The 20,573-nt window shown below is 66.4% G+C and carries 17 protein-coding genes; 5 read left to right on the forward strand and 12 right to left on the reverse strand.

The window, feature by feature from the left end; translation table 11 throughout:
• The first annotated feature begins 35 nt into the window (after window positions 1–35).
• Window positions 36–944 carry an alpha/beta fold hydrolase gene (locus tag AC5LXK_RS34050; RefSeq protein WP_493395012.1) on the forward strand — a complete coding sequence of 303 codons (909 nt, stop codon included), beginning with the start codon at window positions 36–38 and terminating at the stop codon, window positions 942–944.
• A 216-nt stretch (window positions 945–1,160) separates the two neighbouring features.
• Entirely contained in the window at window positions 1,161–2,588 is a 1,428-nt protein-coding gene (locus AC5LXK_RS34055) for an MFS transporter (RefSeq protein ID WP_493395013.1), read from the forward strand.
• A gap of 125 nt (window positions 2,589–2,713) precedes the next feature.
• On the opposite strand, the gene AC5LXK_RS34060 is transcribed toward AC5LXK_RS34055, so the two are convergent.
• Entirely contained in the window at window positions 2,714–4,114 is a 1,401-nt protein-coding gene (locus AC5LXK_RS34060) for an LLM class flavin-dependent oxidoreductase (protein WP_493395014.1), read from the reverse strand.
• Window positions 4,111–5,370, reverse strand: coding sequence for an acyl-CoA dehydrogenase family protein (locus tag AC5LXK_RS34065; protein ID WP_493395015.1), 1,260 nt, complete (start codon window positions 5,368–5,370; stop codon window positions 4,111–4,113). Before AC5LXK_RS34065 ends, AC5LXK_RS34060 begins: the two co-directional genes overlap by 4 nt.
• 295 nt (window positions 5,371–5,665) lie before the next feature.
• Here AC5LXK_RS34065 and AC5LXK_RS34070 point away from each other — a divergent pair, with 295 nt between their 5' ends.
• On the forward strand, window positions 5,666–6,904 hold the full coding sequence (locus AC5LXK_RS34070) for an SfnB family sulfur acquisition oxidoreductase (RefSeq protein WP_493395016.1): 1,239 nt from the start codon (window positions 5,666–5,668) through the stop codon (window positions 6,902–6,904).
• 41 nt (window positions 6,905–6,945) lie between these two features.
• Here AC5LXK_RS34070 and AC5LXK_RS34075 read toward each other — a convergent pair whose 3' ends face one another.
• From AC5LXK_RS34075 to AC5LXK_RS34105, 7 genes are all read right to left on the reverse strand, one after another.
• Complete coding sequence (locus tag AC5LXK_RS34075) at window positions 6,946–7,770, reverse strand: ABC transporter permease (protein WP_493395017.1); 825 nt, start codon at window positions 7,768–7,770, stop codon at window positions 6,946–6,948.
• Window positions 7,763–8,953 carry an ABC transporter substrate-binding protein gene (locus AC5LXK_RS34080; protein ID WP_493395018.1) on the reverse strand — a complete coding sequence of 397 codons (1,191 nt, stop codon included), beginning with the start codon at window positions 8,951–8,953 and terminating at the stop codon, window positions 7,763–7,765. Before AC5LXK_RS34080 ends, AC5LXK_RS34075 begins: the two co-directional genes overlap by 8 nt.
• Before the next feature lie 13 nt (window positions 8,954–8,966).
• On the reverse strand, window positions 8,967–9,761 hold the full coding sequence (locus AC5LXK_RS34085; protein ID WP_493395019.1) for an ABC transporter ATP-binding protein: 795 nt from the start codon (window positions 9,759–9,761) through the stop codon (window positions 8,967–8,969).
• Window positions 9,758–10,873, reverse strand: a complete 1,116-nt coding sequence (locus tag AC5LXK_RS34090) for an acyl-CoA dehydrogenase family protein (protein WP_493395020.1) — start codon at window positions 10,871–10,873, stop codon at window positions 9,758–9,760. The genes AC5LXK_RS34085 and AC5LXK_RS34090 overlap by 4 nt, the downstream gene beginning before the upstream one ends.
• Entirely contained in the window at window positions 10,846–11,412 is a 567-nt protein-coding gene (locus tag AC5LXK_RS34095; protein ID WP_493395021.1) for a carboxymuconolactone decarboxylase family protein, read from the reverse strand. Before AC5LXK_RS34095 ends, AC5LXK_RS34090 begins: the two co-directional genes overlap by 28 nt.
• Before the next feature lie 115 nt (window positions 11,413–11,527).
• The gene (locus tag AC5LXK_RS34100) at window positions 11,528–12,487 is read right to left on the reverse strand and encodes an AraC family transcriptional regulator (protein WP_493395022.1); all 960 of its coding nucleotides are present in this window, start codon (window positions 12,485–12,487) and stop codon (window positions 11,528–11,530) included.
• A gap of 120 nt (window positions 12,488–12,607) precedes the next feature.
• A complete protein-coding gene (locus AC5LXK_RS34105; protein ID WP_493395023.1) occupies window positions 12,608–13,531 on the reverse strand; it encodes an SDR family oxidoreductase in 924 nt (307 codons plus the stop codon).
• A gap of 268 nt (window positions 13,532–13,799) precedes the next feature.
• Between AC5LXK_RS34105 and AC5LXK_RS34110 the strand changes: the two genes are divergently transcribed.
• On the forward strand, window positions 13,800–14,111 hold the full coding sequence (locus AC5LXK_RS34110) for a hypothetical protein (RefSeq protein ID WP_493395024.1): 312 nt from the start codon (window positions 13,800–13,802) through the stop codon (window positions 14,109–14,111).
• Between the two features lie 97 nt (window positions 14,112–14,208).
• Here the strand turns inward: AC5LXK_RS34110 and AC5LXK_RS34115 are convergent, their stop codons facing one another.
• Entirely contained in the window at window positions 14,209–15,957 is a 1,749-nt protein-coding gene (locus tag AC5LXK_RS34115; RefSeq protein WP_493395025.1) for a cholesterol oxidase substrate-binding domain-containing protein, read from the reverse strand.
• Window positions 15,958–17,095: 1,138 nt separating this feature from the next.
• On the opposite strand from AC5LXK_RS34115, the gene AC5LXK_RS34120 reads away from it, so the two are divergent.
• Window positions 17,096–17,929 (forward strand): response regulator transcription factor, encoded by an 834-nt coding sequence (locus AC5LXK_RS34120; RefSeq protein WP_493395026.1) that lies wholly within the window; start codon window positions 17,096–17,098, stop codon window positions 17,927–17,929.
• Between the two features lie 383 nt (window positions 17,930–18,312).
• Here the strand turns inward: AC5LXK_RS34120 and AC5LXK_RS34125 are convergent, their stop codons facing one another.
• Together AC5LXK_RS34125 and AC5LXK_RS34130 are read right to left on the reverse strand one after the other, a co-directional pair.
• Window positions 18,313–20,016 carry a cyclic peptide export ABC transporter gene (locus AC5LXK_RS34125; protein WP_493395027.1) on the reverse strand — a complete coding sequence of 568 codons (1,704 nt, stop codon included), beginning with the start codon at window positions 20,014–20,016 and terminating at the stop codon, window positions 18,313–18,315.
• 37 nt (window positions 20,017–20,053) lie between these two features.
• The gene (locus AC5LXK_RS34130) at window positions 20,054–20,533 is read right to left on the reverse strand and encodes a hypothetical protein (RefSeq protein WP_493395091.1); all 480 of its coding nucleotides are present in this window, start codon (window positions 20,531–20,533) and stop codon (window positions 20,054–20,056) included.
• Window positions 20,534–20,573 lie beyond the last annotated feature (40 nt).

A 20,573-nucleotide genomic window follows, 5' to 3' on the forward strand; every position in this document is an offset into this window, starting at 1 on the left:
ACTGGGTGTCCCGGCCATTCTTTCAGGAAAACTTCATGACGCTACGATTGCTGATCAACGTGCTGATCGCCGCGATCTCGTGGGCGATGCCGTTTGCGTTTGCCTGCGACGCGGCCGCCGCGCCCGTGAGCTATACGGTGACTTCGACCGATGGGGTCAGGCTGGCCGTTCAGGAAAGCGGCGACCCGGACGGCCCGCCGGTCATCCTGATCCACGGCCTGCTCGGCAGCCGCCTGAACTGGGACGCGCAGGTGGCGAGCCCCGAATTGCGCCGCTACCGGATCATTACCTACGATCTGCGCGGCCACGGCCTGTCGGACAAACCACCCGGCGCGGAACCGTATCGCGACGGACGCCGTTGGGGCGACGATCTCGCGGTGGTCATCCAGGGGGCGCATGCGCGCCAACCCGTCGTGGTCGGCTGGTCGCTCGGCGGCGTCGTGATCTCGAACTATCTCGCCAAATACGGTGATCGCGGGATCGCCGGCGCCGTATACGTCGACGGCGTGCTCGAGCTTGTGCGGGATCAGATCGTCGCGCATCCCGATGTCTACCGGGACATGAATGCGCCGGACCTGAAAACGCATCTGGACGGCGAGCGCACCTTCGTCGGTCTGTGCTTCAACCGTCAGCCGGAGACCGTCGCGTTCGAGCGGCTGCTCGCCAACGCCGCGATGGCGTCGTGGGACATGCAGAAGGTCATCCCGACGATGACGGTCTTCGCGGCCACGGGGCTCGGCCGCGCGCGCGTGCCGCTGCTTTTCATCTACGGCGGCCACGACGCGCTCGTCGATACGCACGCGACGCTGGCACGCGCGGCCGCGCTGAATCCGCGCGTGACCAGCAAGGTGTATGCGGAGTCGGGGCATGCGCCGTTCATCGAGGAAGCCGAGCGGTTCAATCGCGACCTGGCCGCGTTCGTCGAGTCGACGTCGCGGCAATGAAGCCGCCTGCCGCGCAACTTTATGACGCAGGCCGATAAATTTATCGCTTTATATCGCTTGGGATAGCCGGATCGGAGGAACAGAATTTCCGCAGCCGGGCCTCGACGACAGCGGGACCGCATTCGCGCGATGGCCTGATGCATCGCGAATGTGCATGCCCGGGTTCCCGCGCCACGCGAACAGCGCCGGTCGCCCGGCGTGAAATTAAGGAATGCGATGAGTTCGATCCATCTGGACCCCGTCACACCGGTTTCTTCTCCCATCCGCTCGGCCAGCGACGTCGCGCGCCTGATCAATACCGTCGACAGTTCGGTCAGCCATGCGCGGATGATCGTGCTGCTGGCGCTCGGCGGCGTGTTTCTCGATGCTTACGACCTGACGACGCTGTCTTACGGCATCGACGACGTCGCGCGCGAATTCGGCCTGACGCCCGCGCTGACCGGGCTGGTCGGTTCGGCGATCATGATCGGCACGATCTTCGGCAGCCTGATTGGCGGCTGGCTGACCGACCGGATCGGCCGCTACCAGGTGTGCATGGCCGACATGCTGTTCTTCGTCGTCGCTGCCATCGCGGCGGGGCTCGCGCCGAACGTCTGGGTGCTGATCGGCGCGCGCTTCGTGATGGGGCTCGGCGTCGGGATCGACCTGCCCGTCGCGATGGCGTTTCTCGCGGAATTCTCGAAGTTCGACGGCCGCGGCAACAAGGCGTCGCGGCTCGCGGCGTGGTGCCCGATGTGGTACGTCGCGTCGTCGGTCTGCTTCCTGCTGATCTTCGGCCTGTATTTCCTGCTGCCGGCCGAACATGCGGGCTGGCTCTGGCGCGCGTCGCTGATCTTCGGCGCGGTGCCCGCGCTCGTCATCATCCTGTTCCGGAACCGGTTCATGAACGAATCGCCGCTGTGGGCCGCGAACCAGGGCGATCTGGCCAATGCCGCGCGCATCCTGCGCGAATCGTACGGCATTCACGCACACGAAGCGGAGGGCGTGCCGCGCGAGCCGAGCCCGCCGCCCGTGCGGATCCGCGTGCTGTTCCAGCGGCCGTATCTCGGGCGCACGATCGTCGCCAGCGTGATGAACCTGTGCATCCCGTTCGAATACACGGCGATCGCGTTCTTCCTGCCGTCGATCCTGTCGCAGTTTCTCGGTGCGGGCGTGTTCGAGACGATCGCGGCCTCGCTCGCGCTGAACGTACTGTTCGCGTTCACCGGCGGCTTGCTGGGCATGCGCCTCGCGTACCGGTATCCGTCGCGCCATGTCGCGATCGCGGGATTCGCGCTGCAAACGGTCGCGCTCGTCGCGCTCGCGCTGGCCGGACATCCGCACGGCGCCCTCGCGGTGGGCATCGTGCTGCTGATGCTCGGCACGTGGCTGTTCGCCGAAGGCTTCGGCCCGGGCGCGCAGATGATGATCTATCCGACGCTGTCCTATCCGGCTTCGATCCGCGGCACCGGGGTCGGCTTCGGGCGGTCGCTGTGCGGCATCGGCCAGGCGCTTGCGCTGTTCGTGTTGCCGATCCTGCAGGCCCGTCTCGGTACCGACATGTTCTGGGTCGTCGCGATCAGCGCGGTCACGCCGATCGTGTTTCTGTTGATCGTGCGCTACGAGCCGACGGCGCGCGACATCGACGACGAAAGCGTCGCGTGAACGCTGACCGGGGGGCGCTCGCCGCCCCCGGAAAGCGCAAACGGCTTCGTCAGGCCGCACGAAGCCGTTTGCGCTGAAGCCGGTTGCCCCGTATGCGGGCAAACCGGCCTCGACATTGCCGTACGTTATGCGCTGACCGCCTCCCGCTCGGCATTACGCTTGACCTGCTCGATATCGCGAAACTGCGCGGCCGGATGCGCGTCCGGCAGCCGCGCCGTGCCGCCGAACAGCTTTTCGCGCAGCGTGCCCGGCGCATACGCGGTCGGATACACGCCGCGCCGCTGCAGCTCCGGCACCAGATGGCGCACGACATCCTCGAAGGTTTCGTGCGCAACCGCATACGCGAGATTGAAGCCGTCCACGTCGGTCGCGGCCACCCATTCCTGCAGGATGTCCGCGACGGTTGCGGCCGACCCGACGAACACCGGGCCCATCCCGCCGATGCCGCCCCAGGTCGCCAGCGCCTCGATCGTCCACGCGGTGTCGCCGCCCGACAGGTGCTCGACGGCCGACACGATCGCATTCGTTTCGACGCGCCTGACAGGGTCGGCCGGCGCATACTGGCCGAAGTCGATGCCGGTCCAGCCCGACATGAACACCAGCGAGCCGTCGTACGACACGTAGCGGCGGTACTCGTCGAATTTGGCCTGCGCCTTCTCGTCGGTCTCGTCGACGATCACCGTGACGAGGTTGTAGATCAGCACGCCGGCCGGATCGCGCCCGGCGGCAGCGGCCTGCGCACGCACATCGGCCACGTAACGCGCGAGCTGGTCGCGGGTGGGGGCGGCGACGAACACGCATTCGGCATGCTGCGCGGCGAACGCCTTGCCGGGGCCCGACGCACCGGCCTGGAACAGCACCGGTGTGCGCTGCGGCGATGGCTCGCACAGGTGATAGCCGGGCACGTCGAAGAAGCGGCCCTTGTGGCCGATTTCATGCACCTTCTCCGGATGCGTGAATACGCGGCCGTCGCGATCGCGCACCACCGCGCCGTCTTCCCAGCTGCCTTCGAACAGCTTGTACAGCACCTCGACGTATTCGGCCGCGACCGCGTAGCGGTCGTCGTGCGTGCGCAGGCCGTGATCGCCGACGTTCTTCGCACCGCTTTCCAGGTACGACGTGACGATGTTCCACGCGAGCCGGCCATTCGTGTGATGGTCGGCCGTCGACAGCCGGCGCGCGAACGTGTACGGGTGCTCGAACGTCGTCGACGCGGTGATGCCGATGCCGAGATGCTCGGTCGCCATCGCGATCGGCGCGGCGAGCTGCAGCGGATCGTTGACGGGGATCTGCGCGGCCTGGTGCAGCGCGTGATAGTTGCTGCCCTTGTAGACGTCGTAGTAGCCGATCACGTCCGCGATGAAGATCGCGTCGAAGATTCCGCGTTCGAGCACGCGGGCGAGGTCGGTCCAGTAGTCGAGATCCTTGTACTGCCACGAGCGGTCGCGCGGGTGCGCCCACAGGCCCGGTGACTGGTGGCCGACGCAGTTCATCTCGAACGCGTTGAAGCGGATGGTCTTGCTCATTGCGCGGCTCCCGTTTCCGTTTCCGCACCCGCGCCGTTGCCGACGCGCCAGACGAACGGCGGCGTACGGCCGTTGATGACCCAGTCGCCGACGATCCGCGCCTTGTAGACGAGCGGATTGTGCGACGACACCGTGCGCGCGTTGCGCCAGTGACGGTCGAGCGCGGTCGTGGTGCGGGTCGCGGATGCGCCGAGCGCGTCGAACAGGCGCGTCGCCGCGCGCAGCACGAGTTCGGACACGACGAGCTGGCTCTGCGCGGATTCGATCTCGGCCGCGACGTTCGCCGCGTGCTCGGCCGCTTCGTCGCTGCCGAAGCGCGCTTCATAGGCCTGCTGAAGCGGCTGCGCGGCGCGCAGCGCGAGCGCATCGGCCGCGTACGCCCATGAAGCGATCTCGCCGATCACCTGCTGCAGCTGCGCGTCGTCGCCCGCCCGTGCCGCGTTGCCGTGGCTGTACACGCGCGTGCGGTTGCGCACGAGCGTGCCCGCGTCGCGCACGATCGCGTGGCCGATGCCCGCCAGCGTCGCGACGTGGAACAGCTGGTAGAACGCGGTCTGGTACTTGAAGCGGCGCGCGAAATCGATCACGTTGTCGGTATCGACGGCCGCATCCTCGAAACGCGTCGTGCCGCTGCCGGTCGTCGTCTGGCCGAAGCCGTCCCAGTCGTCGTCGCGGATCACGCCCGGCTGCGCGGTCGCGACGGCCACGATCACGTCGCTGCCGTCGTGCGCGCGCTGCGCGAACACGTCGATCCAGTCGGCGAACAGGCTGCCCGTGCTGTAGAACTTCCGGCCGTTCAGCACGAGCCGGCCGTTCTGCTCCGATACCTTCGTGACGGTCTGGCCGAGCGGCACGTCGCCGGCTTCCGACCACGCATTGCCGACGAGCTGGCCGCTCGCGAAGCGGTCGAACCAGGTCGTGCGTTGCGGGCCGGCCGGCGCGTTCAGCCAGTCCTCGACGAAGGCGAAATGCCCGCGCAACGCCTGCGGCAGATTGGAATCGGCGGCGGCGAGCTCGGTGAGCAACCGGAACAGCTGCGGCAGCGATGCACCGGCGCCGCCGGCGCTGGCCGGCAACCGCACCGCGCCGAAGCCCGCCGACTTCAGCCAGCCGATCGCTTCGTGCGGCAGCTCGCGGCGCCGTTCGCGCTCGGCGGTGCCGGCGGCGATCCGCTCGAAGATCGGCCTGAACCGGCTTGCGAGCGCGTCGTAGTCGGTGCCGGTGGAAAGATCGGGGGCAGCGTGCGTCGAAGTCATGCGGTGTTCCTCGAAGAGCGGGGCCGATTGCGCCGGGAGGCCAGTATAGGAAGCGCGGTGCAAGCGTTCCAATAACGGATTCGCAGATCGTTATCGTCGCTGCGTATTACCGGGAGCGGACGGGGATGCATCGACGCTGGCGCATCGATTACGGTGCGAAAGCACGATTTCGACGCACTGGTGATCTGCCGGGTCGTTTGTTATCCAAAGGAATATCGTTTCGAGAATCGCTCGGTTTTACCGCTCGCGCTGCGCTGCTAGATTGATTGCTTTCGTCATTCGACAGGAGGGGCAGATGTCAGACACGATCGCCACGATTCAGGAGCGTCCGGCCGATGTGCAACCGCATGCGGCCAATGTGATCGCCGACGACGCACAGGCGATCGCGGCCGCGCACGCACTCGCTCTGCGGCTCGCGGAAGGCGCCGCCGAACGCGATCGCACGCGCCGCCTGCCGCGCGACGAAATCGAATGGTTCTCGCAATCGGGGCTGTGGGCGATCACGGTGCCGAAGGCATACGGCGGTGCGGGCGTTTCGCATGTGACGCTGACCGAAGTCGTCAAGATCGTCGCGGCAGCCGATCCGTCGCTCGGGCAGCTGCCGCAGAATCACTTCGGGCTGGTCGACGTGATCGCGCTGACCGGCACCGATGCACAAAAACGCCATTTGTTCGCGGAAGTGCTGGGCGGCAAGCGCTTCGGCAACGGGTTCTCGGAGAAGGGCACGAAACACGTGCTCGACCTGAAGACGCGGGTGCGGCAAGACGGCGACGACTATGTCGTCGACGGCACCAAGTTCTACTCGACCGGTGCGCTGTTCGCGCATTACGTGCCGGTGCTGGGCCTCGACGACGCGCGCCAGGCGTGGCTCGCGTACGTGCCGCAGCCGACGCCCGGGCTGACCGTGATCGACGACTGGTCGGGCTTCGGGCAGCGCACGACCGCGAGCGGCACGGTCGTGCTCGACGCGGTGCGCGTCCCGGCGTCGCACGTGCTGCCCGCGCAGCGCGTGTCGGACCTGCCGACGCTCAACGGCCCGCTGTCGCAGATCATCCAGGCCGCGATCGACGCGGGCATCGCGAAGGCGGCCATCGACGACACGCTGGCGTTCGTGCGTACCCGGACGCGGCCGTGGGTCGACAGCGGCGTCGAACGGGCGGCGGACGATCCGCTGACGATTCGCGAGATCGGCCATCTGCACATCCAGCTGCATGCGGCCGAGGCGCTGCTCGAACGGGCGGCGCGCACGCTCGACGAGATCACGGCACGCGGCGACGTGAGCGAAGACGACGTCGCACGCGCATCCGTCGCGGTCGGCGAAGCGAAGGTGCTGACGACCGAGGTCGCGCTGCTCGCGGGCGAGAAGCTGTTCGAGCTGGCCGGCACGCAATCGACGCTTGCCGAACACAACCTCGACCGGCACTGGCGCAATGCGCGCACGCATACGCTGCACGACCCGGTGCGCTGGAAATATCACCTCGTCGGCAACTACTACCTGAACGGCGTGCGCCCGGCGCGCCACGCGTGGAATTGAACGGCCGGCGGCAGCGGCCCGGCAGGCCGCTGCGCATCGCGCTAGCGGTCGGACGCCAGCAACGCCCGGGCCAATAGCCGCGCGAACCCGTCGAGCGCGAAGCCCAGCGCGCCGATGACGACGATGACCGCCATCAGTTCGGAATACGCGAGCCGGTCGCGCGTGTCGAGGATCAAATAGCCGAGGCCCGCGCTGACGCCCAGCATCTCGGCCGGCACCAGCACGATCCACAGGATGCCGATCGCGAGCCGGATGCCGTTGAGCAGCGGCCCCGCGATCGCGGGCAGCACGATGTGGATCAACAGCTCGCGGCGGGTGGCCGCGAGGCTTGCGCCGAGCTGCAGCCAGCGCCGGTCGATCTGGGTCACGCCCGCGGCCGTGCTCATCAGGACCGGCCACAACGCGGCGAACCCGAGCAGGAAGTAGATCGCGCGGTCGCCGATGCCGAACGACATCACGGCGAGCGGCATCCACGACAACGGCGACACCATGCGCAGGAACTGGAACGTCGGCGACAGCATGCGCTCGATCCATCGCACGCGGCCGATCAGCAGCCCGAGCGGCACGCCGGCCAGCAGCGCCGCGCCGAGCCCGACACCGATGCGCCGCAGGCTGACGAGCGCATGCTCGAGCAGATGATCGTCCGCGAGCGAACGCAGGCTCGCGAACGCGCTGTCCGGTGCGAACTGCCGGCCGAGCGAGCCGGGCTCGGTCCACGCGTGGATCGCGGCCCACCACACGGCGACGGTCGCGACGAGGCCGGCCACGCCGAGCCATCCGGCGGCCGCGCGCGCCGGGTAACGGAAGCCGCGGACCCCGCGTGTTTCGCGGGCGGACGAACGGCGGGTGGCAAGCGCATCAGACAACGATGATCTCCTCCCGCCGGAAGGCGGCCGGCTGACCGAACGCCGCGAGCCCGCCGACCGCGTCGATGCTCTTGCGCACGAACCGGTCGTCGACGAGATCGCGCGCGGCGAACGCCGGGTCGAGCGACGCGAGGAAGGCGCTGTCGCCGTCGACCACGGTGTGCTTCAACCGCTGAACGAGTGCCTCGGTGTAGCTCGGGAACGGATACGGCTGGAAGTCGATCCGCTTGCCGCGCCAGTCCGCATGACGGATCGCGCCGCTCGCCCGATAGGTGTCGGCCAGCGACGCCGACGGAACCAGCACGCGGTCGAGCGCCGCGAGCGTATGCGGCGTATAGCGGTGCGTGCCGTCCTTCGACAGCAACTGCGCGGTTTCCCGCGGATGCGTGCGCGCCCACAGCTGCGCCTTCACGATCGCGTTGACGACCTTCTGCGACCACGCGGGGCGCTGCGTCAGGTCGTTCTCGTGCATGAACACGACGCAGCACGCATGGTTCTGCCAGACGTCGCCTGTGAAGCGCAGGATCTTGCCGATCTTCATCAGTTCCGCCGTCGCGTTGAACGGTTCGGCGACGATATAGCCGGCGATCTGGCGCGCGGCGAGCGCGGGCAGCATGTCCGACGGCGCCATCACGACCAGGTTGACCTCGTTCGGCGCGGGCGTGCCGCGCCGCTTGAGCACCGGGACGAGCCCCTGCTGACGGAGCATGTCCTGCAGCACGACGTTGTGGATCGAGTACCAGAACGGGATCGCGACGGTCTTGCCGCCGAGATCGCGCACCGAATCGACGTCGGGCGCGACCGTGAGCCCGGAGCCGTTCACGTGGTTCCAGGCGACCACCTTCGCGGGCGCACGGCTGCCATAGCGCGCCCAGAGCGTCATCGGCGACAGCAGGTGCACGACGTTGACCTGGCCCGACAGGAACGCTTCGACGAGCTGCGCCCAGCTGCGCAGCAGCTTCGGGGGCTCGACGTTCAGCCCTTCGGACGCGAAGTAACCGTTGTTGTGGGCGACCAGCAGCGGTGCGGCATCGGTGATCGGCAGATAGCCGATCCGGACGGGCGCATCGGGCTCGGTCGCCGCATGCGCATTGGCGACGGACAGCAGCGGGGCGGCACCGGCCGCGGTGAACAGCGTCGCGAGTTTCAGCCATTCGCGGCGCGACATCGGAATCTGGCACATGGATAGGCAGGGGTCAGTTCGAGGGGGGGAGTTCGGCGGCGTGCGGACGCTTCATGCCGGCCTGCAATGCCTTCAGGATGTCGATGCGCATCGTGCCGAGTTCGCTGACGAACGCGTCGCGCGGATGCGGAAGGTCGACCCGCCACGCATCGATGAAGCGGCCCTGCGTGCCGAGCAGCACGATGCGATCGGCCACGAGCAGCGCCTCGTCGATATCGTGGGTCACGAGCACCGTCGCGCAGCGTGTCGCCGAGACGATGCTCACCAGCAGCTGCTGCATCGCCGCGCGCGTGACTTCGTCGAGCGCCGAGAACGGCTCGTCGAGCAGCAGCGCCTGCGGCTGGCGCGCCAGTGCGCGCGCGAGCGCCGCGCGCTGCGCCATGCCGCCGGAGAGCTGGGCGGGGCGCAGCGCCGCGGCGGCGTCGAGCCCGACCGCATGCAGGGCCGACCGGACGCGCTCGCGTTGCTGATCGCGCGTGAGGCGATCCTGATGCTCGAACGCGAGCCCGAACGCGACGTTCTTTTCAGTCGACAGCCACGGCAACAGGCAGGGATCCTGAAACGCGATCGCGATCTTCGGATGCGGACCCTGCAGCGGCGCGCCGTTGACCGACACGGTGCCGGATTGCGGCCGTTCAAGGCCCGCCAATGCACGCAGGAGACTCGACTTGCCGGTGCCGCTCGGGCCGATCAGCGCGACGATTTCGCCGGGATCGACCGACAGCGAGACGTCGGCAAGCACGATGGTGTGCGGCGCCTCGCCGTAGCCGAGCGTCAGGTGGCGGGCGTCCAGCAGCGGCGGCGTCATGCGGCGATGCTCCGCGTCTGCGCCGCGAGTTGCGCCTTCAACTGCACCACGCTCGGCGTCACGATCGGAATGAACGCCGCTTCGCGCCAGCGTCGATCGAAGCCGAGCCCGGCATCGCGCAGATAGCCGCGGCCGCCGCTCGCCTCGAGTTCGAGGTTCACGGCGGTCGTCACTTGCGTCGCGAGTGCGATGCGCAGCTCGAACAGGCGGTTGGGGTGCGTGCGCAGGCTGCCGTCGGCGAGGCCGGACGACAACTGCGCGCATGCGGCGGCCAGCCCGGCCGCGCAGGCTTCGACTTCGGCGCCGAGAATGCCGCGCGTCGTCTCTGCAGCGCGCCGCGCTTCGGCCAGCGCGCGACGCGCGAGCCCGATCGAGAGCCCGCACTGCAAGCCGAGGAACGCCGGTCGTACCGCGGGTAGGAACGCCTGCGCATCCGGATGGATCAACCACGCGGCATCGGTCGGCACGTCTTCAAGCTGCAACGCGGCGGTGTTGCTGCCGCGCAGCGCGATCAGGTCGAGATCCGTGCTGCGGGTCAGGCCGGCCGCGTCGTGCGGGATCGCGACGATCGCCGACGGACGGCCATCGGGAAACGCGACGGCCGCCGCCACCACGAACTGCTCCGCGCGCAGGTTCGTCACCCACGCCATCCTGCCTGTCAGCCGCCAGTCGTCGGCCGCTTCCGCGTGCCGCGTGGCGTCGATCTGCAGCGACTCGATCCCGCACAGATACTTCATCGCGTTCGACAGGCCGCTGGCGCCGGCGCACCTGCCGTCGAGCAGCGCCGGCAGCCAGCGCTCGCGCAGCGCGGTATTGGGGCTTTGCAGCAGATACTCGATGAAGCTGCGCTGGCCCCACAGGACGAAGGCCGCAGCCAGCGAATGCCCGGCCACCGCGGCGATGCCGGCAATGGCGTCCGCGGTGGTGCCGCCCGTGCCGCCGAGGCTCGCCGGCACGCCGGTCCGGAACAGCCCGGCGGCCGCGAGGCGCGGCACGACTTCGGCTTTCAGGTCGGCGCTCGTGTCGAGCGACGTGGCGTTCGCGTCGAGCCAGTGGACGAGCGACGCATCGAGTGCGGGCGCCGTCAGGCGAGCTGTGTCCGGGGTGCCCATTGGTATGCGGCCAGTTCGGGGTTGAGTTCGTTGCGCGACAGGTTGTTCGCGAAGTTGCACAGCGTCGCGAGGCTCACGCCCAGCACCACCTCGAGCGCGTTCGCTTCGGTGAAGCCGGCGGCAACGAAGGCGTCGAGTGCGTCGTCGGCAACGGCGCCGCGCGTCGCGATCACCGCACGCGTGAATTCGGCGACGGCATCCAGCCGTGCATCCGCCACCGGCTCGCCGTCGCGCAATGCGTCGACGTCGGCGCGATCGACGTTCGCCTTTTTCAGCGCGGCCGCGGTGTGCCCGGCCACGCAGAATGCGCAGCCGTGGACGGCCGCCGCGGTGATCTGAACCGCTTCGCGCTCGGCGAACGTGAGGCCCGCGCGGCTGTTGATCTCCGAGACGGTCAGATAGGTTTCGAGGGCGACTGGCGCATTCGCGAGCGAGCGCACGAGGTTCGGCAGGAAGCCGTTCGCACGCAGCGACTTCTCCAGGAACGGCTGGCTCGGCGCGGGGGCCGTTTCGACGGTGGGCAAGGGCAGGCGGCTCACAGGATTCTCCGGAAGGGCAGTGAGATCATTGTCGAGGCGGCATCGCCACCGGACAATGCGCGAACATCCGCGATTCCTGTGCGTTCGTCCCGCGGCGCGACGGTGCGCCGTCCGGCTAGTGCACGCGCGCCGCCGCGTGCGCAGGGTTGTCGCGGTCGCGACGCCATGCGCCGGGTTGCACGCCCATCGTGCGCTTGAATGCATGCGCGAATGCCGACTCCGACTGATAGCCGACGCGTTCGCCCGCGCGCGAGATCGGCAGGCCCTGCTGCAACAGGTCCGCCGCGAGCCGCATCCGGACCATCGTGACGAACTGCATCGGCGGATGTCCCGATGCTTCGCTGAAGTGCTTGCAGAACGCGGTGCGCGACATGTTGGCGAACGCGGCCATCGACTCGGTGGTCCATGCGTCGCCGGGCGCGTCGATGATCGCGGCCACGAGCGTGCCGAAGCCGGTGCGCTGCATCAGCGACGCGAGCCCGCTGGCCACGGTGTCGTGCCCGGCGGCATCTCGCACCGCATAGAACAGCAGCAGCTCGACCAGTTTGTCGATCAGCGGCGAAGGCGCGTCGACGCCATGACGGCCTTCGGCGCGTATCAGGTCGAACAGGCCATGGATGCCGCGATGGGCATCGTCGCCGTGCCGCACGATCAGGCACTCCGGGAGGAGCGACACGATCGCGCGCGCGACGGTAGCGTGGAATTCGATGAAGCCGCAGGCGAGCCCGACACTGCCGTCGACCGACGGGTCGAGCGGCTGCATCGTGCCGCGTCGCTCGATCCGGTTGCTACCGGCGGCGGCGCAGGCGTTCGGATTGACCGGGCTCGGCGACAACCCGTGCGGCACGTCACGCAGCAGGAACACGGCTTCGCCTTCGGCAACCGGGAGGCTGTCACGCCCATCGGCGAAGTGAAGCCACGCCGATCCATGCAGGATGATGTGAAAGCTTGCCTTGGCGCGACCGGCGGTCGACGCCTGCCAGTCGCCGCAGTACTGGCCGACGTGAAAAAGCTGGCTTCTGGGCTCCAGGCTGGACAGCAGCCAATGGACGACCTTGTCTGTTTGCGCGGACATTCCGATGCTGGAAGGAGGGTGACGCGTCTATGCTACGGGCTGCGCCGTGCCGCTCAAACCAACGATTCGTAGAAAGCATTTTCCTGTCGTGGCGAAAGGATGGCCGCGGTACGCCTCCGCCTACGACTCCCGGCGAATGCGTTCGAGCCCCTCACGGTACGTCGTCACTTCGAACTCGGGGAAGCGGCGCTTGAACTTCGTCGAATCGAACAGGTTGTCGTGCTCGTAGCGGGGCAGGAGCTCCCGGATTTCGCGCACCTGCGGCGAGAAGAGGCCGGCGGCCGCAAAGGCCCATTTTCCGACGATCGAGTAGGCGGGCTTGCGTCCGAACGCGTCGCTGGCCATCGCGACGAACTCCCGGTACGTCGGCCGGTCGTCGCAGCAGGGCAGATGCCAGGTCTGCCCGAACGCATCCGGCGCGTTGCCCAGGGTCGCGAGCGCGCGGCTCGCATCGGGCGTCCAGATGAGCGTGCGACGCGTGTCGTCACGCAGCGGCACCTTCGGTTTCTTGCCGGCCTTGAGCTTGTCGAGGATCAGCGCATTCGTGAAACTCTGCGTCTTGCCCGGGCCATAGAACTCGGGGGCGCGCCCGATCAGGACCGGAATGTCGCCGCGCGCCATCTCGTCGAGCACCATGGACGCCATCGCGGCGCGGACCTGGCCCTTGCGGCCGACCGGCGCGAAGGACGTGGCCTCCGTCTGCGGCCGGCTGTTCTGCGGATACATGTAGGTGTTGTCGAAATAGGCGAACCGGGCGCCTTCCGCCCGGCACGCATCCAGCGCGTTCTTCAACATCACCGGAAACTGCGTTTCCCACAGTTGCGTGTCCGGCGGCAAGCCGGCGGTGAAATACACGATGCTGCTGCCCTTGACCGCCTGGGCGGTCTGTTTCGCATCGAGCAGATTGGCCGACACCAGGCTGTCGGTGTCGTTGACCTTGCGCGGCGTGCGGCTCACGAGGCGGATGTCGCGCGTGTCCATGCGGTTCAATTCCCGCGCCAGCTCCGTGGCGATCTGGCCATTGGCCCCTAATATCGTTTGCATTTCGTCTACCTTTGCGACCTTGCGTCAATGACGATAGCGACGAGGTTAACCTTAAAGTAAACCTGAAGGTCAAGCGGTTCGACGACATCCCGCCGAAACGGCCGGAACCCGCTCTCCGGTGGCTGCGGGCGCACGAGATGACGAAGCTGCCCGGGCGGCGAACTTCATCATCGTATTCCTGATCATGTCTCCGGGCGGGACGGCATACCCGCCGTCAGGGCTTCCGGTATCGCAATGCGTCGACCGGCAGCGAGAACGCGGACGTCGCATGGCGCCGGTTCGCGTAGTAGAGAAGGTAGTTCTCGATGCATCAAGGAAACGAAGCCGATTGCGCGGCCACACCCCTTGGTTCTCGGATGGCAAAGGTGACATCAGTCGCCTGAGCATCGCAACAGGTCGTTCCAGTGCGGGCTCCACTGCAGAGAACATCGACAGCGCGATACGCCATTTCATCGCAATGGATCCGCTTCCAGTCCAGACCGACGTTCCTGAAGATGCGTCCGACCCGACGCGCGCCACTGCCCCGATGCCGTTTGTGATCGTCATCAGGGCAGTGGAATTACCGTCAAGGCGCTTTTGACGCCGGATGGCATCCGGATCACGTGGCGTTGCGCGGCGGGCGGCCCGGAAAGCGCTCCGCGAACGGCTTCGCGAAGCGCCCGGCATCCGCCTGGCTGTTACGGCATCAACCGATCCAGCAGCGGCGACCGGAAGACCCGGTACGGGTCGTAGCGTTCGAGGGTCGTGCGCGCCGCATCCCAGCTGCTCGACGCCGGCTGGCCTTCACGATGCAGGTTCGGAATCGTGGTGGTGAGCATCGTGTCGTCCTGCCAGGCGGCCGTGTCGGTATAGGCCCAGCCCTTCGACCATTCGGGGCGCACCGTCGCGTAAGAGCCGGTGTAGTTCGCGAGCATCCATTGCTCGATCTCGCGATAGAAGCGGTCGGCGGACGGCGTGCCCGGCAACGTCAGGATGTCGAACCACACGGCGGTATCCCATTCCGTCCGGTCGGGGCGCGGCTTGAGTGCGGACAACGCGGGCACGACCGCGCCCGCGCCGGCATCGGCCGGCTTGTCGAGGCCGGTGACGCGGATCTCGACGGGGCCGTTCATCGGATACTCGCCGCGCGCCTTGTACGTGTCGACGCGGTTCTGATAAAACTGCACGAATTCGCTGATCACGCGCTGCACGTCGGCGCGCCGCGCCAGGATCGCGTAGCCGTTCGCGGTGACGCGCAGCGTCGTCGGCCGAATGTACTGAAGCACGGTGCGCGACCAGCCCCAGATGTCCCCGCTGAGCGTGAGCGCGAGGCCGGCGGTCGTGATGGCCAGTTGCGTCTGGCCGAACAGCGGCGTCAATGCGCCTTCGCCGCCGATCACGATCCGCTTGACGAGATCCGAGATGGATTGCGAGATCGAATCGGAGAACGGATAGTTGTACGGCTGCGTGACGGCGCGCGACAGGAACGGCTTGCTGGGCGTCGGCGTCCAGACCTTGAGCCACGGGTTGCTCGTGAACGGGAACCAGATGGCTTCCACCCGGCCCGAGCGATCGAGAAACGACGTGATCGTGCGGCCCGTCGTGCCGGCCGCGGCAAACAGTTCGGATGCCGGAATGTCGACGTAGCTCTGGCAGCGCAGCCGCTGGTTCGGGCCTGCCGTCAGCGTGACTTCGACGACGAACGCCCGCCCGATGTGCGCGAGGAACGCGCCGATGTCGGGATCGCTGCGCTCGAACCGGCGCAGCACGTATTGCTGCCGCGCCGGATCGAACACGACCGCGGTGAGCGCGACCACGAGGTTGCTCAGCGAGCCGTAGGTGTGGCCCGGTTGCAAGGTTTCACCGGCCGCCGGCACGGCGGTGCCGTGCGCATCGATCGCGAGTGCGCCGCCGAGCGTGATGTCGCCCGGCGCAGGCGCGGCAATCACGCCGAGGCCATATTGCTCGAGCGTCGCGAGCAGCGACTCCAGCGAGACGCCCGTCTGGGCGGTGACGCGCGCCGGACGGGCCGACGTGTCGACGGAAACGACCGTCAGCGACTTCGTCGTATCGAGCAGCACGAGGTTCGCGGCGCCGGCGCCCGGATCCAGCGTCAGCGGCGACCAGTTGTGCATGTAGCCGCGCGGGCGGATCCGGTAGCCGTTCGCACGCGCCCAGTTGACCGCCGCGACGACGTCGTCGGCAGAGCGCGGCGCGGCGGTCCATACGTCCTGCACGGCGATTTCGCCGCTCCAGTTCTGGAATGCCTGCTTGTAAAGCGGGATGTCGGCCGGGAAGCCGGGCGGTGTCGCGCCGGCCGTCGCCGCGTGTGCCGCGATCTGGTAGAGCGGCGTCCAGCCGGTAACGACACCGGCGGCCGCGAGCTTCGCCATGTCGGCGAGGAAGGCGCGGCGCGGCGCGGGTTCGTCTCGGAAGTCGTGACTCATGGTGTGCTCCAGTTTTTAGGAATGGTTTTGACGAACGGAAAGACGACAGATGACGCGTTGATACCGGGATGCGGCAATTCGAGCTGCGGCGAAGCGAGGTAAAACGTTGCGGGCAGGGCAGCCTTGAAAAGACGACCGGTTCGGCAATGCGCGGACGCGCATCATCGCGGACGTCTGGAGGGAAATCGACAAGCCGCCCGGCGGCTTCTTCAACCGGCCGCCGGCCCGTCCTGCCGGCAGGCGGGCAGGGTGATCCGGCTGGATATCGCGTGGCGAAGCGCTAGTCGCGACGATCGATAAAGAATGATTGAGCGCGAATGTTTATTTCCATGTTTCATTTTTTTAAATAAAACCGATCTCAATTCATGATCGGATGATGGCCGGTATTTTGTGTCGCCGAGAGATTAGCAACCTGTTTGCCGGGTGACAAGCGGCAGAGTTGCCAGATTGCGTGAAATTCGATGTTTATGTTTTGTGGCGGACAATGAATTGATTATTCGTTGATCTTTCGAGGTGCCGATATTCGAAAACCCCTGCAAATTCTGGCAGGGAGATTTTTATCACCGGAAAGTGTATTAGCGGCGTGACGCGGAAGCTGAAACAGGACTCATGCCGTGCCGTCTTGCAGGTTCATCCAATCGTTGAGTGAATCGAAACAATTGCCGGGAAAGCGAAGGGCCAAGCCGGAATCGCATCGCCGAACGATGAATCCTTGATGAAATTTTCCGGAAATTCTCTCGAATAACGCTTCGCAAACGAAATTGAAACTCATGGACGCAACGCCCGGCGAGATTGTTTAAAAATATCGCACCAGGCAATGGCGAACTTATCCAGTGGAAACTGGTACATCGATCGATTCAAGTTTCATGAGGTGGCGTGAGTCGAAGATAAATATCCAATTAGCTGAAAATATTTTCAATCATCGCTATCATACGCAGCTGGGGTATTCACGCATCAATTCAATGAAAGGAATCGTTTCATTTTTTCGTGCTTTTTTCGTTTAATCCGTCAGGCGTGAGCGGCCATTCAGCGGCGCTCAATGACCGGAATGGACGTTTCAGCTTCTTGCAGGGTTCGCCAGCAACAATCGTCAAGCACTGCGCCGCCGCCCTCAATCACGCACTACAAGGAGAGTCAGATGGTCGCGATCTTCGCGAAACTCGGGAAGGTGATTTCGAGCGCCGGCAGCGAGCGGTTCGCATCCGACATGCATGCATTGCTGGTCGCATCGATTCCGCTCGAGATCACCCGGATGACTGAATGGACGCTCGACGAGCCGGCGGGCGAAGTCGTCCACGTGGAATCGCTCGGCGCGTTCGGCGCGACGCGCGATGACGCACGCGGCGGCGCACCCGTCGTGCACGGCGAGCGGGAACCGGCGGCGCATCCGCTGCGGAACCGGATCGTGGCCGCCTGCGACCGGCAGCTCATTCACGTCAATCCGTTGATGCGGCGCGGCCACGACAGCGAAGTCGCGCCGCTGCGCGGGGCGAGCGCGGGCTTCCAGTGCCACCTGGTGTCGGGCAAGGCAAATCGCCGCTATGTGATCTCGCTGCATCGCACGGCGTCGCATTGCGACTTCTCGTTGCAGGAGATGTCGTTCCTGAGGAATTTCGCCGATACGCTGCTGCCGCTCGTCGAATGGCATGCGTCGACGCGGCGGCAGGACGTGCGCGAAGGCGCGGCGCCGCGCCGTGCGATGGAGGGCGTGCCCGGTGTCGAGGCGCTGCGCCAGGAGTTCGAATCGCGGCTTGCGCGCGCATCGGTCGTGCTGTCGGCGCGCGAAAGCGAAGTGTGCCTCGGCCTGCTCGCGGGCAAGATGCTGCGCGAAATGGCCGGCGAGCTCGGCGTCAAGGAGAGCACGATCGAGACGTACATCAAGCGCGCGGCGGTGAAGCTCGGCATCAGCGGCCGGCACGGGCTCACGAAATGGATGATCGACGATTGCGTGCCGTGCGCATCGGCGGCCTGACGCTGCTTCGTCGATCTTCTCGCGCGTGAGGCCATCACGCCCGCCGAGGCCGGGCCTGACGTCGATTCCGGCGATGCTTTCGCGCGACGCGAACCGCGTGGCGACAGCGGATACGCGTCGCCGGCCGGCAGCGCCGTGCATGCCTTGATCTCGCACGGCGGCCGCCCGCTGTTCCGCGACCCAGCGCGTGTCGCCGCTGGCCGAATCGACGCATCCGACGCATCCGACGCTCGAGGCGGCCGCCGGCCCGGGTGATTCCCCGTTCGTAGAAAAAGGAGGATCGCCGCGCGACGGAGCGGCATCGTCCGAACTCGCGCTCGTCGCATCAGGTGGCAGCATGCGCGCTGCCGCCACCGATGGAACCTGCTGATCCGTGGCACCGGTCATCCTGCCATTTCGGCGCTGGCCGCATAGCTGGCCGAGTCGGAGAAGATGCGGCCGCTATCCAGGCGAATGACCCGGCCGGCCAGCCGGAAATACTGGTCGTCATGGGTCACGATGATCACGCATTTCCCCCGCGATTGCAGATCGGGAACCAGCACTTCGTAGAAGAACTTCTTGAATACCGGATCCTGATCGGCGGCCCATTCGTCCAGGATGTAGATCGGACGATCCTCGATGTAGGCGCACAGCAGCGCCAGCCGCTTGCGTTGTCCCGTCGACAGCGCCTTGGTCGTCGAGTAGGTCTTGTCGTGAATCTCGATCTTGCCCGCCAGTTTCAGGGTTTCGAGGTACTCCCGCGCAAGCCCGATGCCTGCATTTTCATGGTCCGGCCCGATGATGCGGTTGAACAGGTGGAAATCGGTGAATACCGCGGAAAACAGATTCCGGTACGGCTCCCTCGCGTCGTCGTCGATGATCTTTCCGTCAAGGGCAATATGGCCTTCGGTCGGCGTGTAGAGGCCGCTGAGCACCTTCGCGAGCGTGCTTTTGCCGCTGCCGTTGCCACCGATCACATAGACCAGCTCGCCGGCGTGAATCGTCAGGTTGACGGGGCCCAGTACGAAGTCGACCGACGATTCGTTGTCGCGGTAGCTCATCTTGACGTCGCGCAACTCGATGCGCCGCCAGGACCGGATCGGCGGCGCGTCCTTCATGCCGGGCGCGGACGGCCCGCCGGACGAATCCGGCGCGTCGTCGATCAGGAAACCGAATTCCGCCAGCCGGGCGAGGGCAGTCTTGCCTTCGGCCACGATCGGCAGGATGTTGATCAGCATGGTCAACGGTCCCATCATGTAGAGCACGGCCAGGATGCTCGCCGTGAGTACGGCGGGATCCACGACGCCGAGAGACGGCACGCCGAACAGCAGGAACCCGAGCAGCACCGCGACGGTGAGCTGGCCGATGCTGTCGCCGCTCATGAACCAGAAGCGCTCGATGTAGTTGTAGCCCGCCACGCGCCGGGACGATACTTCGATCGCCGCCCTGGTGAACCAGCGGCGTCTGGCCCGGTTGAGCTTGAGTTCCTTGATGCCGAACACGAGGCTGTGCGTGTATTCGTTGAACTGGACAAACTCGTCGCGCACTCTTTCCGTGAAATTGGCCGCCTTCCGATAGAAGAACAGGTAGAGCACCAGGCCGACGATCGTCAGTGCGAGCGTCGACGCGAAGACGATCCACGACAGGTAGGCGAGATAGACGATGCTGCACATCAGGACGACGGATTGAACCAGGATCGTCGGTATGGTGAGCAGGGTCTGGCTCAACTGCGGAATGTCTTGCGTCAGCATCGTCAGGACCTGCGGTGCGCCGCGCCGGTCGATTTCCTCCAGCGGGGTCGCCAGGATGCGCTTGCACAGGTTGACGCGCAATCGCGTCATGATTTTCATGCATGCGTAGGACGGCATCGCGGCCGCGCCGCTGCGGCAGATCACCGCAATGACATTCACCGCGATGAAGATCATCAGCAGCATCGGTCGATTGTCCTGGTCGTGAAGCACCCGGCTGATCAGGCCGACGCCGGCGATCGACGCGACACCGCTGACGAGGCCCGTCAGAACCGTGCCCACGGTCAACCAGGGATGACTGCGCCACATCAGGGTGACGGCCGAATGCCACGGTGGCGATTTGCTTTGCGCGGAGTCCATGTGTCGCTGTTCGGAGAGGCGTGAAAACGGGAAGGGCTCAGTTGACCAGGTGACTGAGTTCGATGGTGTGTGCCGCCGATCTCAACCTCGATGACGCTTCGTGCCTGCCGAGAAACGTGATGCTTTCGACGATTTCCAGCGGCGAATCGGAAAACAGGATGCAGCACTTCAGCAGGCGCTGCGCCCGGTCCCAGCCGACGCGCGTGGAATCGGCCACGCCACGCAGCGCGGCCTCGACCGATGCGGCCGTCCAGTTGTCGTTCCGGATCAGCTGCGACTCGATCAGTCGAAGAAAGTGCAGGAGCGTGCGGGGGTTGCTCTCGATGCTGTACATGAGGATGTAATCGACCCGCAGTTTCTTCGTGATCAACGGAAAGATCAGGTCGATCACGCCGGCGGTCGATTCGCATTTCCCGTAAGCCAGCGAAATCGCCTCGCCGAGCTTGTGGTCACGGTGAAGCGCATCCAGCGCGGCCTGGACGAACGCCGCTTCATGGTCAACGGTAGTGATTTGCATGATGTTCAATGGCCTGTCGAGTGATGGGTCGCAGCGAGCG

The sequence above is a fragment of the Burkholderia pulmonis genome, assembly GCF_984667975.1.

What these genes read in the sequence shown, in the direction of transcription:
- AC5LXK_RS34060 (WP_493395014.1), bottom strand. Translation starts at nt 4,114, where the DNA reads ATGAGCAAGACCATCCGCTTCAACGCGTTCGAGATGAACTGCGTCGGC.
- AC5LXK_RS34050 (WP_493395012.1), top strand. Translation starts at nt 36, where the DNA reads ATGACGCTACGATTGCTGATCAACGTGCTGATCGCCGCGATCTCGTGG.
- AC5LXK_RS34105 (WP_493395023.1), bottom strand. Translation starts at nt 13,531, where the DNA reads ATGCAAACGATATTAGGGGCCAATGGCCAGATCGCCACGGAGCTGGCG.
- AC5LXK_RS34085 (WP_493395019.1), bottom strand. Translation starts at nt 9,761, where the DNA reads ATGACGCCGCCGCTGCTGGACGCCCGCCACCTGACGCTCGGCTACGGC.
- AC5LXK_RS34065 (WP_493395015.1), bottom strand. Translation starts at nt 5,370, where the DNA reads ATGACTTCGACGCACGCTGCCCCCGATCTTTCCACCGGCACCGACTAC.
- AC5LXK_RS34080 (WP_493395018.1), bottom strand. Translation starts at nt 8,953, where the DNA reads ATGTGCCAGATTCCGATGTCGCGCCGCGAATGGCTGAAACTCGCGACG.
- AC5LXK_RS34110 (WP_493395024.1), top strand. Translation starts at nt 13,800, where the DNA reads ATGGCGCCGGTTCGCGTAGTAGAGAAGGTAGTTCTCGATGCATCAAGG.
- AC5LXK_RS34120 (WP_493395026.1), top strand. Translation starts at nt 17,096, where the DNA reads ATGGTCGCGATCTTCGCGAAACTCGGGAAGGTGATTTCGAGCGCCGGC.
- AC5LXK_RS34115 (WP_493395025.1), bottom strand. Translation starts at nt 15,957, where the DNA reads ATGAGTCACGACTTCCGAGACGAACCCGCGCCGCGCCGCGCCTTCCTC.
- AC5LXK_RS34055 (WP_493395013.1), top strand. Translation starts at nt 1,161, where the DNA reads ATGAGTTCGATCCATCTGGACCCCGTCACACCGGTTTCTTCTCCCATC.
- AC5LXK_RS34100 (WP_493395022.1), bottom strand. Translation starts at nt 12,487, where the DNA reads ATGTCCGCGCAAACAGACAAGGTCGTCCATTGGCTGCTGTCCAGCCTG.
- AC5LXK_RS34130 (WP_493395091.1), bottom strand. Translation starts at nt 20,533, where the DNA reads ATGCAAATCACTACCGTTGACCATGAAGCGGCGTTCGTCCAGGCCGCG.
- AC5LXK_RS34090 (WP_493395020.1), bottom strand. Translation starts at nt 10,873, where the DNA reads ATGGGCACCCCGGACACAGCTCGCCTGACGGCGCCCGCACTCGATGCG.
- AC5LXK_RS34070 (WP_493395016.1), top strand. Translation starts at nt 5,666, where the DNA reads ATGTCAGACACGATCGCCACGATTCAGGAGCGTCCGGCCGATGTGCAA.
- AC5LXK_RS34125 (WP_493395027.1), bottom strand. Translation starts at nt 20,016, where the DNA reads ATGGACTCCGCGCAAAGCAAATCGCCACCGTGGCATTCGGCCGTCACC.